A 14908-nucleotide genomic window follows, 5' to 3' on the forward strand; every position below is an offset into this window, starting at 1 on the left:
GTCAAGACTGCGGCGCGCGGCTGGTCAGGATTGACAGCGCGATGGCGGTGACCTCGTCGGCCACCCCGGTGTATCGCGTCAGATGCCAAGTGCGCGCGACATCTTCGATGAAACTGATCGCCGCCGCGACCAGCAGTCGGCCCTCGGCGGCGGTGGTCGCGGGCACCAACTTGGTGATCTGCTCGATCCACACCGCCTCGCGGTCGGACTGATTTCTCAGATACCCGTCGCGCACCTCGCCAGAGGCGTGGGAGAGCTCGGTAACGGAAACGGCGACGAGGTCCGGAGCGTCCAGGCTGATCCTGACGTGGCCCTGGACTAGACCGTGAAGGCGTTGTGCGGCCTCGGTATTCGCGCGCACCGCACGGATGCACTCGAGGCTCCACCACTCATCAATGCGCCGGACCAGGGCATCGAGAATCGCTTGCTTGGAGGAGAACGACCGATACAGGCCGGGACCCGCGATTCCGGCCCCCTTTCCGATCTCACTGGTGCTGACGGCCGGATAACCCCTCGCCCGGAACAGCCGCGCACCCGTGGCCAACAGGGTTTCGTAGCGGGAGAACAGCACATCTTCCTCGCGGCCGGCGGCGGATGGGAGGGGCGTCAGCTCGCAGACTGGAGGCGTCCTCGCCGCCGCGATGCAGGCCTGGAAGAGGCGCTCGTTGAGTTCGTCGGCCGGCAGCGTCAGGTTGTGCCTGCCCAAGCTGGTCAGCGTGCTGGACACCGCCCACGCGCGCAGCTCCGAGTGCTCCGGGCTGAGGCCGGGCACCTCCAGCAGGACGTTCTCGCGCATCCCGGCGACGATGGCGTTGATCCGGCGCCGGACCTCGACGCGGTCGTCGTCGTTGAGGTAACGGGCCTCGCGCTGCCACAACACCGTTAGGGACCGGGATGCCACGGCCGCCGCGATCAGATCGGGCAGATCGGCGCTCAGCGGTCGCGGCGCGGGTTCCGCCTCGCCATCGGTAAGACGACGCGCGCTCTGGTACTGGTCCTGGCCGGTTCGGATCGCTTCGGCCAGCAGTGCCTGCTTGTTGTCGTAGTGGCGATACAACGCGCGAGCCGTGACCCCCGCCGCCTCGGCGATGTCCTCCAGCTTGACCGAGTGGAAACCGCGGTCGATGAACAGGCGGACGGCCTGTTCCAGAATCTGCTGCTTGCGGTCTTTCGGCCGGCGTCGGACGGGTCGGGCGGGGGACTGCATGGTGTCCATTGACTCGACCCCCTATAGCTTCATCCCGCTCTGGCCCTCGAAGTCCGCAAGGTCAAAGTAGTCGCTGAAGCGCGTGATCTTGCCATTCTTCACCTCGAACACGCCGGTCACCGGCAGCACGACCTTTCGGCCGTCGTTCATGGTGAAGTAGTCGATGCGCTCCACGAGCACGCGGCCGGGCTCGGCGGCCAGCATGACGATGTCGAGCTTGGCATCGGAGAACGCGTCCAAAAACGCCTGGAATGTCGCGCGGATGCCGGCAATGCCCACGATCGGCTCGACCGGCACGTTGTGATAGACGGCGTCGTCGGCGAAGCCGCCGCAGATCTTTTCCAGGCTGCGCGCGGGCCACGATCCCAGAAAGTCGCGGACGAGCTTCTCGCTGGCTTCCTTGGTGTCAGTCATCCGCATAGCTCCTCATCAGCTGGAGGGCGCGGGCACCCTTCCGGTGTTCCACACGATACTAACAAGATACATCATCACACATAAGTGGCTATTTGCTTCGACATTTACGAAATATTCGTCCGCGCCAGTGCGTATTGACTATGGACATGATGGCCTCGTGCCGCGTACCCTCGCTGATGTCACTCGTCCATTTCGACCTGTCCGGGGGGCCGGCGTGAGCAACTCCAGGTGGTGCGCAGCGCGATGGTGATGGTGGTCGGTCAGGCGGCGAAGCCGGTCCGCGCGATGGGCGACTTCTTTGCGATGACGCTGGACACATTCGCGTCGATGTTCCGGCCGCCTTTCGCCTGGCGCGAGTACCTGCTGCAGTGCTGGTTCGTCGCGCGGGTGTCGACGCTGCCGGGGGTGTTGATGACCATCCCGTGGGCGGTGATTTCCGGATTCCTCTTCAATGTCCTGCTGACCGACATCGGCGCCGCCGATTTCTCCGGCACCGGCTGCGCGATCTTCACCGTCGACCAGAGCGCCCCGATCGTCACCGTCTTGGTGGTTGCGGGCGCGGGTTCCACCGCAATGTGCGCGGACCTGGGCGCCCGAACCATCCGCGAGGAGCTCGACGCGCTGCGGGTCATGGGCATCAATCCGATTCAAGCGCTGGCGGTTCCCCGGGTGCTGGCGGCCACGACGATCTCGCTCGCACTGAGTTCGGTGGTGACCGCGACGGGCCTTATCGGCGCTTTCTTTTGCTCCGTATTCCTGATGCACGTCTCGGCGGGCGCGTGGGTGACGGGCCTGACCACGCTGACCCACACGATCGACGTCATCATCTCGATGATCAAGGCGACGCTGTTCGGCATGATGGCGGGACTGATCGCCTGCTACAAGGGGATATCGGTGGGCGGTGGCCCCGCCGGTGTCGGCAGGGCGGTCAACGAAACCGTGGTCTTTGCCTTCATCGTCTTGTTCGTCATCAACATCATCGTCACCGCCGTCGGCATGCCGTTCATGGTGTCGTGAGGTGAACCGATGACGGTCAGCCTCCCGAGCGGCCCCACCCGAATCCACCGCCTGGCGAACGGCGTTGTGGGCGAATGGAACCGAATCGGGTCACAGGTGCGGTTCTACGCCAGTACCGTGGCGGGGATTCCCGACGCCATGATGCATTACCGCGGCGAACTGCTGCGGGTGATCGCCCAAATGGGTTTGGGGGTAGGGACTCTCGCTGTGATCGGCGGGACGGTCGTGATCGTCGGGTTCTTGGCGATGACCACCGGCGCCATCGTGGCGGTGCAGGGCTACAACCAGTTCGCCTCCGTCGGTGTCGAAGCCCTGACCGGCTTCGCGTCCGCTTTCTTCAACACCCGCGAAATTCAGCCGGGAACCGTGATGGTCGCGCTGGCGGCCACCGTCGGCGCCGGCGCCACGGCGCAACTGGGCGCGATGCGGATCAACGAGGAAATCGACGCCCTCGAGGTGATCGGCATCCGCAGCATCAGCTATCTGGCGAGCACCCGGGTGCTGGCGGGCGTGGTCGTGGCCGTCCCGCTGTTCTGCGTCGGGCTGATGACGGCTTATCTGGCCGCTCGCATCGGCACCACGGCCGTCTACGGGCAAGGGTCGGGTGTGTACGACCACTACTTCAACACGTTCCTCCGACCGACCGACGTGCTGTGGTCGTCGTTTGAAGTCGTCATCGTCGCCCTGATGATCATGCTGGTCTGTACGTACTACGGGTACAACGCGCGGGGCGGGCCGGCCGGGGTGGGCGAGGCCGTCGGCCGCGCCGTGCGCGCCTCGATGGTCGTCGCGTCGATCGCGATCGTCGTGATGACGCTGGCGATCTATGGCCAGTCCCCGAACTTTCACCTGGCGAGCTGATGGGCACGAGCCGAGGGCCCGGGAAGCAGCGTCTGCACGACGCGTGGTGGACGCTGGTCCTGGTGGCGGCGATCGGTGTGGTCGTCCTCGTGACGGCGGTGTCGTTCAACGGCGCCCTCCGGTCCTACGTGCCGGTCACGCTGGCCGCCGAACGCTCGGGGCTCGTGATGGACACGGGCGCGAAGGTGATGATGCGCGGGGTGCAGGTCGGCCGGGTCAGCCAGATCGCGGACGACCAGAACGGCACCCGCCTGAAACTGGAGATCGACCCCGACCAGATCCGTTATCTCCCAGCCAATGTCGAGGCGCAGATCAGTGCCACCACCGCGTTCGGCGCGAAGTTCGTCGAGCTGGTGATGCCGCAGGACCCGAGCCGTGGGCGCCTGGCCGCCGGGGCGGTATTGCATTCGAAGAACGTCAGCACCGAGATCAACACGGTCTTCGAAAACGTTGTCGACCTGCTCAACGTGATCGATCCGCTGAAGCTGAACGCGGTGCTGACCGCCGTGGCCGACGCCGTGCGCGGCCAAGGCGAGCGGATAGGCCAGGCCACCACCGACCTCAACCAGGTGCTGGCGGCCCTCAACGCGCGCAGCGATACCATCCGCCAGGACTGGCGATCGGTCAAGAACTTCGCCGACACCTATGGCGCTGCCGCGCAGGACATCCTGACCATCCTCAACGCCGCCAGCACGACCAGCGCGACCGTCGTGAATCACGCCAAGCAACTGGATGCATTGCTGCTCAACGTGATCGGGTTGTCCAACACCGGAACCAACCTGCTCGGCTACAGCCGGGACAACCTCGTCGCCTCCGTGAACACCCTCGAGCCGACGACGGACCTGCTACTCAAATACAACCCGGAGTACACCTGCTTCCTGCAGGGCGCCAAGTGGTATCTCGACAACGGGGGCTACTCGGCGTGGGGCGGCGCCGACGGCCGGACGCTGCAGCTCGATGTGGCGCTGTTGCTGGGCAACGACCCCTACGTGTATCCCGATAACTTGCCGCTTGTCGCGGCCAGGGGCGGTCCCGGCGGGAAGCCGGGGTGTGGCTCGCTGCCGGATGCCGCCAAGAACTTCCCGGTGCGCGAGCTCGTCACCAACACCGGATGGGGAACCGGACTCGACATCAGGCCCAACCCCGGCATCGGGCATCCGTGCTGGGCCGACTTCCTCCCGGTGACGCGCGCCGTGCCCAAGCCGCCCTCGATCCGCCAGTGCATTCCCGGGCCGGCGATCGGCCCGAACCCCGGGGGTCCGCCCTACGGCGCGGCGCTGTACGGGCCGGGCGGTGTGCCGCTGTGGCCAGGGGTACCGCCGGCCCCGGCGCCGGAAACCGCTGCGCCTCAACCGGGTCCGCCGCCGGGAGAACGGCCATGACGGAGAGCCTGAAGGGCGTCGTGGTGCGCCTGGGCTTCTTCCTGGCGGTGTGCCTGCTCACCGCGTCCTTGCTGGTAGCCGTGTTCGGGGAGGCGCGGTTCTCCGACGGCAAGACGTACTACGCCGAGTTCACCAACGTGTCCAACCTGAGGGAGGGCAAGCTGGTCCGCATCGCCGGCGTCGAAGTCGGCAAGGTGGAAAAGATCTCCATCAACCCCGACGCGACGGTGCGCGTTGCGTTCACCGCCGACAATTCCGTCACCCTCACCCAGGGGACCCAGGCGGTGATCCGCTACGACAACCTGTTCGGCGACCGCTACCTCGCGCTGGAGGAAGGGGCCGGCGGGCTGGCCGCCCTCAGCCCCGGCCAAACGATTCCCCTGGCCCGGACCAAGCCGGCGCTGGATCTGGATGCCCTGATCGGTGGATTCAAGCCACTGTTTCGCGCGCTGAACCCCGAACAGGTCAACGCGCTCAGCGAGCAGTTGCTGCAGGCGTTTCAGGGGCAGGGCGCGACCATCGGGTCATTCCTGGAGCAGGCGGCGGCCGTCACCAACACCCTGGCGGACCGAGACCAACTCATCGGGCAGGTCGTCACCAACCTCAACGTGGTGCTGGGTTCGCTTGGGGGTCAAAGCGATCGGTTGGACAAGGCGGTGACGTCGCTGTCGGAGTTGGTGCACGGGCTCGCGGAGCGCAAGACCGACATCTCCAACGCGGTGGCCTATACCAACGCCGCCGCCGGCTCGGTCGCCGACCTACTGTCGCAGGCGCGGGCGCCGTTTTCGAAGGCCGTTCACGAGGCCGACCGCGTCGCGGACATCGCGCTCGCCGACCACGAATACCTCGACAACCTGCTCAACACCCTGCCGGACAAATATCAGGCGCTGGTCCGCCAGGGCATGTACGGCGACTTCTTCGCCTTCTATCTCTGCGACATCGTGCTGAAGGTCAACGGCAAGGGCGGCCAGCCCGTCTACATAAAGGTCGCCGGGCAGGCCACCGGGCGGTGCGCGCCCAAATGAAATCATTCGCTGAACGCAACCCGATGATCATCGGCACGGTCGGCATTGTGGCGGTGACCGGCATGGTGGTGGGCGGGCTGGAATACCGGAAGCTGCCCTTTTTCGATCAGGGCAACAGCGTCTCCGCCTATTTCGCCGACGCCGGCGGCCTGCGGGCCGACAACACCGTCGAGGTCTCGGGTTACCCGGTGGGCAAAGTGTCCAGCATCGAACTCGACGGACCCGGGGTGCTGGTGAAGTTCAAGGTGGACAACGACGTTCGGCTCGGCGACCGCACCGAGGTGGCGATCAAGACCAAGGGGCTGCTGGGCAGCAAGTTCCTTGACGTCATGCCCCGGGGCGAGGGCCGGTTGCACGGTCCCATTCCGATCGAGCGGACGATGTCGCCCTATCAGCTGCCCGACGCGCTCGGCGACCTGGCCGGCACGATCAGCGGATTGAACACCGACCGGCTGTCCTCCTCGCTGGACACGCTGGCGCGAACCTTTGCCGATACTCCGGCCGATTTCCGGAACGCGATGAAGGGCGTGGCCCGGCTCGCGCAATCCCTCGATGACCGTGACACACAACTGCGCAGCCTGCTCGACAACGCGGCGAAAGCGACTGGGGTGCTGGCCAAGCGCACCGATCAGATCGTGAACCTGGTCCGCGACACCAATGCGCTGTTGGCGCAGCTGCGAACCCAGAGCGCCGCACTCGATCAGATCTGGTCGAACATCTCGGCGGCGTCGCGACAACTGCAGGGCTTCATCGCCGAGAACCGACAGCAGCTGCGCCCGGCGCTCGACAAGCTCAACGGGGTGCTGGCCATCGTCGAAAACCGCAAAGAGCGTGTGCAGCAGGCGATTCCGCTGATCAACAGCTACGTCATGTCGCTGGGCGAGTCGCTGTCCTCCGGCCCCTTCTTCAAGGCGTACGTGGTGAACCTGCTGCCGGGCCAGTTCGTCCAGCCCTTCATCGGTGCGGCGTTCTCCGACCTGGGGCTCGATCCCGCCACATTGCTCCCGTCGCAGCTGACCGACCCGCAGACGGGTCAGCCCGGCACCCCGCCGCTGCCGATGCCGTACCCGCGGACGGGCCAGAGCGGCCCACCGCGGACGACCTTGCCCGACGCGATCACCGGAAACCCCGGTGATCGTCCGTGCGGGTTCCCCGGCGTGCCGTTACCCGGCCCCGGTTGCTACCCCTACCGGGAGCCGCCGCCGGCCCAGCCGCCCGGAGGTCCCCCGCCCGGGCCGCCCGCGCAGCCACCGGGAGATCACTCGTGACCGCGAGACTTCGACGCGCCCGCTCGGTGTTGGCGACCGCGCTCGCCCTGGTGCTCGTCGCGGGCGTGATCGCCGAAATCCTAGCGATGCGAACCACCGGAGAGACCGCCCGAATGATCGTGGTCGCCTACTTCGACAACAGCAACGGCGTCTTCGCCGGCGACGACGTGCGCATCCGGGGAGTGCCGGTGGGCAAGGTCGTCAAAATCGAACCGCAACCGCTGCGCTCGAAGATTTCGTTCTCGATCGACCGCAAGTACAAGGTGCCCGCCGACGCAAAGGCCGCGATACTCTCGCCACAACTGGTGACGGGCCGGGCCATCCAGCTCACGCCGCCCTATGCCGGGGGTCCGGCCATGGCCGACGGCGCGGTCATTCCGCAGGACCGCACCGCGGTGCCGGTCGAGTGGGACGACTTGCGGGCGCAACTCCAGCGGCTGACCGATCTGTTGAAACCCACTCAGCCGGGCGGCGTCAGCACGCTGGGCGCGCTCATCAACACCGCCGCCGACAACCTGCGCGGGCAGGGCGCCACCATCCGCGACACCGTCATCAAGCTGTCGCAGGCGGTGTCCGCGCTCGGCGACCACAGCCAGGACATCTTCTCCACGTTGAAGAACCTGTCGACATTGGTGACGGCGCTGCACGACAGCGCGGATCTGCTCGAGCAGTTGAATCGCAACCTGGCCGCGGTGTCGTCGGTGCTGGCCGACGACCCCAGCAAGGTCGCCCAGGCGGCCGAGGACCTCAACGCGGTCGTGGCCGACGTGCAGGGCTTCGCCGCGGAGAACCGCGAGGCGGTCGGCACGGCGACGGACAAGCTCACGTCCATCAGCAAGGTGCTCGTCGCGAGCCTCGACGACATCAAGCAGACCCTGCACATCAGCCCCACGGTGTTGCAGAACTTCAGCAACATTTTCGAACCGGCCAACGGTGCGCTGACCGGGGCCCTGGCGGGCACCAACATGGCCAACCCGATCGCCTTCCTGTGCGGGGCGATCCAGGCCGCCTCGCGGTTGGGCGGCGAGCAGGCGGCGAAACTCTGCGCGCAGTACATGGCGCCGATCGTGAAGAACCGTCAGTACAACTTCCCCCCGATAGGGGAGAACCTGTTCGTCGGGGCACAGGCCAGGCCCAACGAGGTCACCTACAGCGAGGACTGGATGCGGCCCGACTTTGTTCCGCCGCCCGACGGGCCACCCCCGCCGCCCCCTTCGGCGGTCAGCGCCGACCCCGCGGCCGGCCTGCGCGGCCTCATGATGCCGGGAGGTGGCTGATGGTGGGCGGCCGCCGGCGCCGAAGGGCGGCGAGCCTGGCGATGATCGTGGTCGTCGCGGCCCTGTCCGGCTGCGGCTGGCACGGGCTGAATTCGCTGCCGCTGCCCGGCACGCAGGGCAACGGGCCGGGGTCCTATGTGATCCTGGCGCAGATGCCGGATGTCAACAACATTCAGCAGAATTCGCGGGTGCGCGTCGCCGACGTGACGGTCGGCCATGTCACGAAAATCGAGCGCCAGGGCTGGCACGCGTTGGTGAGCATGCGCCTCGACGGCAACGTCGACTTGCCCGCCAACGCGACGGCCAAGATCGGCACGACCAGCTTGCTGGGCTCTTACCACATCGAGCTTGGCATGCCGAAAGGCGAAGTGCCGCAAGGCAAGCTGCGCGACGGATCGGTCATCCCGCTGTCGCACGGGGGCGCCTACCCGAGCACCGAGCAGACGTTGGCGGCGCTGTCGCTGGTTCTCAACGGCGGCGGGCTGGGTCAGGTACAGGACATCACCGAAGCGTTGAGCACCGCGTTTCGGGGCCGCGAGCAAGACCTGCGCGGCCTGATCGGGCAGCTGGACAAATTCACCGCATTCCTCAACGACCAGTCCGGCGACATCATCGCGGCGACCGAGAGCCTCAACGGGCTGGTCGGTAGGTTCGCCGCCCAGCAACCGGTCCTGGATCGGGCGCTGGCGACCATCCCCGACGCGCTCGCGGTGCTCAACGACGAGCGAGGCAATCTCGTCGAGGCGGCCGATCAGCTGAGTAAGTTCAGCGCCCTGACCGTCGACTCGGTCGACAAGACAAAAACGAACCTGGTCAAGGAATTACAACAGGTCGGACCCGTCCTGGAGTCGCTGGCCAACGCCGGTCCCAGCCTCACGCGGTCGCTCAGCCTGCTGGCCACCTTCCCCTTCCCGAACGAGACATTCGAGAATTTTCAGCGCGGCGACTACGCCAACCTGACAGCGATCGTCGACCTCACGCTCAGCCGAATAGACCAGGGGCTGTTCACCGGCACTCGGTGGGAGTGCCATCTGACCCAGCTCGAGTTGCAGTGGGGCCGAACCATCGGCCAGTACCCCAGCCCGTGCACCGCGGGCTACCGGGGTACCCCGGGCAACCCGCTGGTCGTCCCCTATCGGCAGGACCAGGGGCCCTAGATGCATCTGCAACGACGATTCGTCATTCAGCTGGCTGTCTTCACCGTAATCGCGGTGGGGGTGCTGGCGATTACGTTCCTGCACTTCGTGAAACTGCCGGCCATGCTGTTCGGCGTTGGCCGCTACACCGTGCGGATGGAGCTGCCGCAAGCCGCCGGACTGTATGACACCGGCAACGTCACCTACCGCGGCTTCGAGGTGGGCCGGGTGGAATCGGTGCGCCTGACCGACGCCGGCGTCGAAGCGACGCTGTCCCTGAAATCGGGCATCGACATCCCGTCGGACCTGAAAGCCGAGGTGCACAGCCACACGGCGATCGGCGAAACGTACGTCGAGTTGTTGCCCCGCAACGGCACATCGCGTCCGCTGCGGGACGGCGACGTCATTCCGCTCGCCGATACCTCGGTGCCCCCCGACATCAACGCCCTGCTCGGTGCCGCGAACACCGCGCTGGGGGCGATCCCGCGCGACAACCTGCGCACCGTGATCGACGAGTCTTACACCGCGGTGGGCGGGCTCGGGCCGGAACTCTCCCGGCTCATCACGGGTTCGTCCAACCTCGCGATCGACGCGCGCAAGAACCTCGACCCGCTGGTCGCGCTGATCGACCAGGCGCAGCCGGTGCTCGATTCGCAGACTCACACATCGGACGCGATCGCGGGGTGGGCGGCCCACTTGGCCACAGTCACAACGGAATTGCAGACGCACGACGCGGCCGTCGGCGGCGTCATCGACCGGGGCGGTCCGGCTTTGGGGGAGGCGCGTCAACTGATCGAGCGCGTGCAACCCACGTTGCCGATCCTGCTGGCGAACCTGGTCAGCGTCGGTCAGGTCGCGCTGACCTACCAGAACGACATCGAACAACTGCTGGTGGTGTTCCCGATGGCCGTCGCCGCCGACCAGGCCGGCATCGTCGCCAACCTGAACACCAAGCAGGCATACCGCGGCCAGTACCTGAGCTTCAACCTCAACCTCAACCTGCCGCCGCCGTGCACCACGGGATTCCTGCCGGCCCAGCAGCAGCGCATCCCCACGTTCGAGGACTACCCGGGCCGCCCGGCGGGCGACCTGTATTGCCGGGTGCCACAGGACTCGTGGCTCAACGTGCGCGGCGCCCGCAACACCCCCTGTGAAACCGTGCCCGGCAAGCGGGCACCCACCGTGAAGATGTGCGAGAGCAACGAACAGTACGTTCCGCTCAACGACGGCAACAACTGGAAAGGCGACCCCAACGGGACCCTCTCCGGTCAGGACATCCCGCAGCTGCCGCCCGCCTCGCCGCCACCCATCGCGGCCGCCCAGTACGACCCGGCGACCGGAACCTATACCGGACCCGACGGTCATCAGTACACCCGATCCGATCTGGCGCAAAACGCACCGAAAGACAAGACGTGGCAAGCGATGTTGCTGCCGCCGGGCAGCGGACAGTAACCGCGAACCACACGATCGCGATGGAATGGAGGACGGTATGCCGACAGCCGCGGGTTGCGAAGTGGCGGAGGCCGCGCCGCCGAGCGGGCTTGAACCCCGGCCCGCACAACGGCGTGCGGCGACATTCGGCCTGGCGGTCGTGGTCGCACTGGCCGCGATGGTGGGATGGTTCGGCGTTCGCGTCCACCATTCACAGCAGGTACAGGCTCAGCGGAGTCAATTTCTCCAGGTGGCCAGACAGGGCGCACTCAACCTGACGACGATCGATTGGCAGCGCGCCGACGCCGACGTTCACCGCATCCTGGACGGGGCGACCGGTGACTTCTACAACGACTTCGCCAAGCGCGCACAGCCTTTCATCGAAGTGCTCAAGCAAGCGAAAGCGACCACGGTGGGCACGATCACCGACGCGGCCCTGGAGTCGCACGCGAAGGATACGGCCCAGGCGCTGGTGGCGGTGTCCGTTCGGACGTCGACCGCGGGCGAACCGGACCAGGCCCCGCGCGCGTGGCGAATGCGAATCTCCGTACAAAGGGCCGGGGATCAAGTCAAAGTCTCCAACGTGGGGTTCGTGTCGTGAGCGCGATCACGGCGCCGCGCCGGATCCGGTGGTCGCGCGCGGTGGCGGCCGGGCTGCTGCCCGGGCTGGCACTGCTACTGGCCTGCGCGGCGGGCTATTTGAAATGGCAGGACGGCTCGGTCGGCGACTCCGGCACCGCCGGCACAGAATCGGTGCGAGCCGCCACCGATGGCACCGTCGCGCTGCTGTCCTACCGGCCTGACACCGTGCAGAAGGACCTCGAGGCCGCGCGTGCCAGGCTGACGGGATCGTTCCTGGACGCCTACACGAAACTCACCCACGACGTGGTCATCCCGGGTGCCAAGCAGAAGCAGATCTCCGCCGTGGCCACCGTGCCGGCCGCCGCCTCGAAGTCGGCGACCTCCAGCCACGCCGTCGTGCTGCTTTTCGTAAACCAGACGATCATCGTCGGCCAGGACGCACCGACCAGCACCGCATCCAGCCTTCGGGTGACTCTCGACAAGATCGACGGGCGTTGGCTGATCTCGCAATTCGACCCGGTCTAGACAGGGAGAGACGACATGCCGCATCGACTGCAAACCGTGTCCGCGCTGGCCGCGGTGGCCGCTGGAGCAGTGCTGCCCGCGCCCCCCGCGCACGCCGACAACAAGCGGCTCAACGACGGCGTCGTCGCCAACGTGTACACCGTTCAACATCAGGCGGGCTGCACGAACGACGTGAAGATCAACCCGCAACTGCAACTGGCCGCCCAGTGGCACGCTCTCGACGTGCTGAACAACCGCAACCTGGACGGCGACGTCGGTTCCGATGGGTCCATGCCGCAGGATCGCGCGAACGCCGCGGGCTTCCACGGCAAGGTCGCCGAAACCGTGGCCATCAACCCGGCCATCGCGATCAGCGGCATCGAGCTGATCAACCAGTGGTACGACAACTCCGCCGATTTCGCGATCATGTCCAATTGCGCCAACACCCAGATCGGGGTGTGGTCGGAAAACAGCCGGGATCGCACCGTCGTGGTGGCCGCCTACGGGCAGCCCGACCAACCGAACCCGGCACCGAAGGCGCAAGCGGGACCTCCACCGGTGGTGGCAATGCAGCAGAACATTCCCATCGACCCCAGTCCCGACTACGACGCCAGCGACGAGATCGAATACGGCATCAACTGGCTCCCATGGGTTTTGCGCGGCGTCTACCCACCGCCCGCGATGCCGCCGCAGTAGGCGGCTGCCGGCCATGAAGGGTCACGCCTGGCCCGCCGCCTTGATCGTCGTCGCCGCCGTCGGCGGCATCACACTGGCGCGGGCGCCGTGGGCGCATGCCGCACCGGCGCCCGAGGTGGAGTATCTGTACGACGTGACGGTGCGGCGCCACTACACCTTTCCGAACAACGACGCGCTCGGCTACGGCCAAGGGATCTGCGCCAAGGTCACCGCGGGCGGCAGCTACGCGCAAGTGATGGGGGACGTCAAGAGCGCCGTGACGCCCAACGACGAGAACGCGGCCAACTACCTGATCTCGTACGCGGTTAATCTGCTGTGCCCCGCGCAGATCTGGCAACTGCGGAACTCGGCCGCGCATTACCAGCCCCCGGCGGGGTAACGACCGCGGACCGTGTCTGCAACGCGCGTGTTAGCCTGACGATCCCATCACGATCGTCAACCGTTGAAACGGCGGGTGAGCAATGACGAAACTTGTCGCGCGGGCGGCGGCGGGAATGTTCGCAACGGCGGTCCTGCTGACCGCGTGTCACGCGAAGTCGACGGTCAAGCCCGACGGCGCGGCGCAGTCCGTCGTCGACGTCGTGTCCAGCCAGACGGGCTTTCACCCGACCGACGTGCACTGTCCGTCGGGCGTGGAGGCCAAGGCCGGCCAGGAGTTCGACTGTCACTTCACCGGCCCGGAGGGCAAGCCGTACACCGCGCACATGCGCATCACCAAGGTCGACGGCGAGCGGGTCGAGTTCGACGTCAGAAGCCGTCCGTCGTAGCCGGTCCCAGTCGATCGGCGGTGGCGGCCAACGCCCGGCGGCACCCGGCCCACATCTGCTTGATAATGTCGGCGGCCGGCGCGATGTCGTCGATCCGGCCGGCCACCTGACCGGTGTTGGCGACGCTGGCGTCCATGTCGCCGTCGAAGTAGAGCCGCTGCACGCGTTGCAGCGCCGCGCCGCCCTCCCCGAAAGACGTTGAGGAATCGATCTTTTCGGCGGCCGGGGTGCGGATAACCCGCATCATCCGTTTGCCGTCGAGGGGCAGCAGCACGGTCGCGGTGTCGTCGGCGCCCACGACCGCCCGCTTGAGGTTGGCGTGCACCGGCGACTCCGCCGAGGCCATCAGCCGCGTGCCCATCTGCACGCCGTCGGCGCCGAGAACCATTGCGGCGGCCATGGATCGTGCGTCGCAGATCCCGCCCGCGGCCACGATGGGCACGTCGACGTGGGCCGCGACCAAGGGCAGCAGCACCATGGTCGAGGCGCCGAATCGATTCTTGAACCCGCCTCCTTCGACGCCCTCGACCACCAGCCCGTCCACGCCGGCATCGACGGCCTTCCTGGCGGCGGCCAGCGTGCCCACCACGTGGAAGACGGTGATGCCCGCGTCGTGGAGGCGATCGGTGAACAGCGCCGGGTCGCCCGCCGAGGTCGTGACGAAGCGGATGTCGTTGGCGACCAGGAGATCCACGACGGCCGGATCGCGGTTGAACAGCAGCGCGATGTTGGCGCCCACCGCCCGGTCGGTGAGCCCGCGCACGCGTTGGATGTCGGCCCGGCCTTGGTCGGAGGTGGTCTCGATGATGCCCAGCGCGCCGGCGTTGGATACCGCCGCGGCCAGCTGGGCGCCGGCGATGTAGGTCATCGGCGCCTGGATGATCGGGACGTCGATCCCCGCGAGTTCGCAGACGCGGTTCATCAGCCGCGCGGGTCGATCAGGTCACGGAAGCCCGCCGCCGGGTAGACCGAGGCGCCCAGGGCCGCGATGCGCAGGGTCAGCCCCTTGTCGGAGGTCACCACCCGAATTTCCTGTGGCCTGGCGTCGGCCTGCACCAGGCGGACGATCTGATCGTCGGCCGAGTTCGCCGCCGCCTTCGGGGCATGGGCGACCTCGATCACCGTTGAAGTGATGGCGGTTGCCGGTGGTCGCTCGAACACCACGGTCACGTCCTCTCCTTGGACCGATGCCCATCGGTCGAGCCGTTCCACCAGCGCGGCCATCGCCGCGCCGCGGTCCTTCCACCAACCGTCGGGGCGACTCCCGATCACGTTCATGCCGTCGACGATCCACCGCACAGACACACCGTAGGGCACCGCGTTGAGTGTGAGTCCACACCG

The 14908-nt window shown here is 67.0% G+C and carries 17 protein-coding genes; 13 read left to right on the plus strand and 4 right to left on the minus strand.

From position 1 onward, the window contains the following. Position 1: 1 nt before the first annotated feature. Both AC5Y7V_RS13510 and AC5Y7V_RS13515 read right to left on the minus strand, forming a co-directional pair. The gene (locus AC5Y7V_RS13510) at positions 2 to 1207 is read right to left on the minus strand and encodes a TetR/AcrR family transcriptional regulator (RefSeq protein ID WP_499880643.1); all 1206 of its coding nucleotides are present in this window, start codon (positions 1205 to 1207) and stop codon (positions 2 to 4) included. A 21-nt stretch (positions 1208 to 1228) separates the two neighbouring features. Next, positions 1229 to 1621, minus strand: coding sequence for a nuclear transport factor 2 family protein (locus tag AC5Y7V_RS13515; protein WP_499880533.1), 393 nt, complete (start codon positions 1619 to 1621; stop codon positions 1229 to 1231). Positions 1622 to 1864: 243 nt separating this feature from the next. Here AC5Y7V_RS13515 and AC5Y7V_RS13520 point away from each other — a divergent pair, with 243 nt between their 5' ends. The 13 genes from AC5Y7V_RS13520 to AC5Y7V_RS13580 all read left to right on the plus strand — a co-directional run bounded on the left by AC5Y7V_RS13520 (position 1865) and on the right by AC5Y7V_RS13580 (position 13567). Continuing rightward, positions 1865 to 2638 (plus strand): MlaE family ABC transporter permease, encoded by a 774-nt coding sequence (locus AC5Y7V_RS13520; RefSeq protein WP_499880644.1) that lies wholly within the window; start codon positions 1865 to 1867, stop codon positions 2636 to 2638. Positions 2639 to 2647: 9 nt separating this feature from the next. Then, positions 2648 to 3499, plus strand: coding sequence for an ABC transporter permease (locus AC5Y7V_RS13525; protein WP_499880534.1), 852 nt, complete (start codon positions 2648 to 2650; stop codon positions 3497 to 3499). After that, positions 3499 to 4881 (plus strand): MCE family protein, encoded by a 1383-nt coding sequence (locus AC5Y7V_RS13530; protein WP_499880535.1) that lies wholly within the window; start codon positions 3499 to 3501, stop codon positions 4879 to 4881. Before AC5Y7V_RS13525 ends, AC5Y7V_RS13530 begins: the two co-directional genes overlap by 1 nt. Beyond that, a complete protein-coding gene (locus AC5Y7V_RS13535) occupies positions 4878 to 5906 on the plus strand; it encodes a virulence factor Mce family protein (RefSeq protein WP_499880536.1) in 1029 nt (342 codons plus the stop codon). Before AC5Y7V_RS13530 ends, AC5Y7V_RS13535 begins: the two co-directional genes overlap by 4 nt. Then, positions 5903 to 7174, plus strand: coding sequence for a virulence factor Mce family protein (locus AC5Y7V_RS13540; RefSeq protein ID WP_499880537.1), 1272 nt, complete (start codon positions 5903 to 5905; stop codon positions 7172 to 7174). Before AC5Y7V_RS13535 ends, AC5Y7V_RS13540 begins: the two co-directional genes overlap by 4 nt. Then, on the plus strand, positions 7171 to 8451 hold the full coding sequence (locus tag AC5Y7V_RS13545) for a virulence factor Mce family protein (protein WP_499880538.1): 1281 nt from the start codon (positions 7171 to 7173) through the stop codon (positions 8449 to 8451). Before AC5Y7V_RS13540 ends, AC5Y7V_RS13545 begins: the two co-directional genes overlap by 4 nt. A gap of 41 nt (positions 8452 to 8492) precedes the next feature. Next, a complete protein-coding gene (locus AC5Y7V_RS13550) occupies positions 8493 to 9608 on the plus strand; it encodes a virulence factor Mce family protein (protein WP_499880645.1) in 1116 nt (371 codons plus the stop codon). Continuing rightward, positions 9609 to 11039 (plus strand): MCE family protein, encoded by a 1431-nt coding sequence (locus tag AC5Y7V_RS13555; RefSeq protein WP_499880539.1) that lies wholly within the window; start codon positions 9609 to 9611, stop codon positions 11037 to 11039. A 37-nt stretch (positions 11040 to 11076) separates the two neighbouring features. Next, positions 11077 to 11619, plus strand: coding sequence for an Rv1363c family protein (locus tag AC5Y7V_RS13560; protein WP_499880646.1), 543 nt, complete (start codon positions 11077 to 11079; stop codon positions 11617 to 11619). Between the two features lie 23 nt (positions 11620 to 11642). Further along, positions 11643 to 12125 (plus strand): Rv1363c family protein, encoded by a 483-nt coding sequence (locus tag AC5Y7V_RS13565; RefSeq protein WP_499880647.1) that lies wholly within the window; start codon positions 11643 to 11645, stop codon positions 12123 to 12125. Between the two features lie 15 nt (positions 12126 to 12140). Further along, on the plus strand, positions 12141 to 12800 hold the full coding sequence (locus AC5Y7V_RS13570; protein WP_499880540.1) for a CAP domain-containing protein: 660 nt from the start codon (positions 12141 to 12143) through the stop codon (positions 12798 to 12800). Positions 12801 to 12813: 13 nt separating this feature from the next. After that, a complete protein-coding gene (locus AC5Y7V_RS13575) occupies positions 12814 to 13179 on the plus strand; it encodes a DUF732 domain-containing protein (protein WP_499880541.1) in 366 nt (121 codons plus the stop codon). 82 nt (positions 13180 to 13261) lie between these two features. Then, positions 13262 to 13567, plus strand: a complete 306-nt coding sequence (locus AC5Y7V_RS13580; protein ID WP_499880542.1) for a DUF4333 domain-containing protein — start codon at positions 13262 to 13264, stop codon at positions 13565 to 13567. Here AC5Y7V_RS13580 and AC5Y7V_RS13585 read toward each other — a convergent pair. Together AC5Y7V_RS13585 and AC5Y7V_RS13590 are read right to left on the minus strand one after the other, a co-directional pair. Continuing rightward, positions 13548 to 14489 carry an NAD(P)H-dependent flavin oxidoreductase gene (locus AC5Y7V_RS13585; protein WP_499880543.1) on the minus strand — a complete coding sequence of 314 codons (942 nt, stop codon included), beginning with the start codon at positions 14487 to 14489 and terminating at the stop codon, positions 13548 to 13550. The two genes, AC5Y7V_RS13580 and AC5Y7V_RS13585, sit on opposite strands and share 20 nt — an antisense overlap. Beyond that, entirely contained in the window at positions 14489 to 14866 is a 378-nt protein-coding gene (locus AC5Y7V_RS13590; RefSeq protein ID WP_499880544.1) for an NYN domain-containing protein, read from the minus strand. The genes AC5Y7V_RS13585 and AC5Y7V_RS13590 overlap by 1 nt, the downstream gene beginning before the upstream one ends. Positions 14867 to 14908: the final 42 nt, after the last annotated feature.

This window comes from Mycobacterium sp. NGS34, assembly GCF_059812845.1.

Excerpts from the sequence above, each read along its gene's own strand:
- AC5Y7V_RS13520 (WP_499880644.1), top strand. The coding sequence starts at position 1,865 with ATGGTGATGGTGGTCGGTCAGGCGGCGAAGCCGGTCCGCGCGATGGGC.
- AC5Y7V_RS13535 (WP_499880536.1), top strand. The coding sequence starts at position 4,878 with ATGACGGAGAGCCTGAAGGGCGTCGTGGTGCGCCTGGGCTTCTTCCTG.
- AC5Y7V_RS13510 (WP_499880643.1), bottom strand. The coding sequence starts at position 1,207 with ATGCAGTCCCCCGCCCGACCCGTCCGACGCCGGCCGAAAGACCGCAAG.
- AC5Y7V_RS13515 (WP_499880533.1), bottom strand. The coding sequence starts at position 1,621 with ATGACTGACACCAAGGAAGCCAGCGAGAAGCTCGTCCGCGACTTTCTG.
- AC5Y7V_RS13570 (WP_499880540.1), top strand. The coding sequence starts at position 12,141 with ATGCCGCATCGACTGCAAACCGTGTCCGCGCTGGCCGCGGTGGCCGCT.
- AC5Y7V_RS13580 (WP_499880542.1), top strand. The coding sequence starts at position 13,262 with ATGACGAAACTTGTCGCGCGGGCGGCGGCGGGAATGTTCGCAACGGCG.
- AC5Y7V_RS13530 (WP_499880535.1), top strand. The coding sequence starts at position 3,499 with ATGGGCACGAGCCGAGGGCCCGGGAAGCAGCGTCTGCACGACGCGTGG.
- AC5Y7V_RS13575 (WP_499880541.1), top strand. The coding sequence starts at position 12,814 with ATGAAGGGTCACGCCTGGCCCGCCGCCTTGATCGTCGTCGCCGCCGTC.
- AC5Y7V_RS13555 (WP_499880539.1), top strand. The coding sequence starts at position 9,609 with ATGCATCTGCAACGACGATTCGTCATTCAGCTGGCTGTCTTCACCGTA.
- AC5Y7V_RS13550 (WP_499880645.1), top strand. The coding sequence starts at position 8,493 with ATGATCGTGGTCGTCGCGGCCCTGTCCGGCTGCGGCTGGCACGGGCTG.
- AC5Y7V_RS13585 (WP_499880543.1), bottom strand. The coding sequence starts at position 14,489 with ATGAACCGCGTCTGCGAACTCGCGGGGATCGACGTCCCGATCATCCAG.
- AC5Y7V_RS13560 (WP_499880646.1), top strand. The coding sequence starts at position 11,077 with ATGCCGACAGCCGCGGGTTGCGAAGTGGCGGAGGCCGCGCCGCCGAGC.
- AC5Y7V_RS13525 (WP_499880534.1), top strand. The coding sequence starts at position 2,648 with ATGACGGTCAGCCTCCCGAGCGGCCCCACCCGAATCCACCGCCTGGCG.
- AC5Y7V_RS13540 (WP_499880537.1), top strand. The coding sequence starts at position 5,903 with ATGAAATCATTCGCTGAACGCAACCCGATGATCATCGGCACGGTCGGC.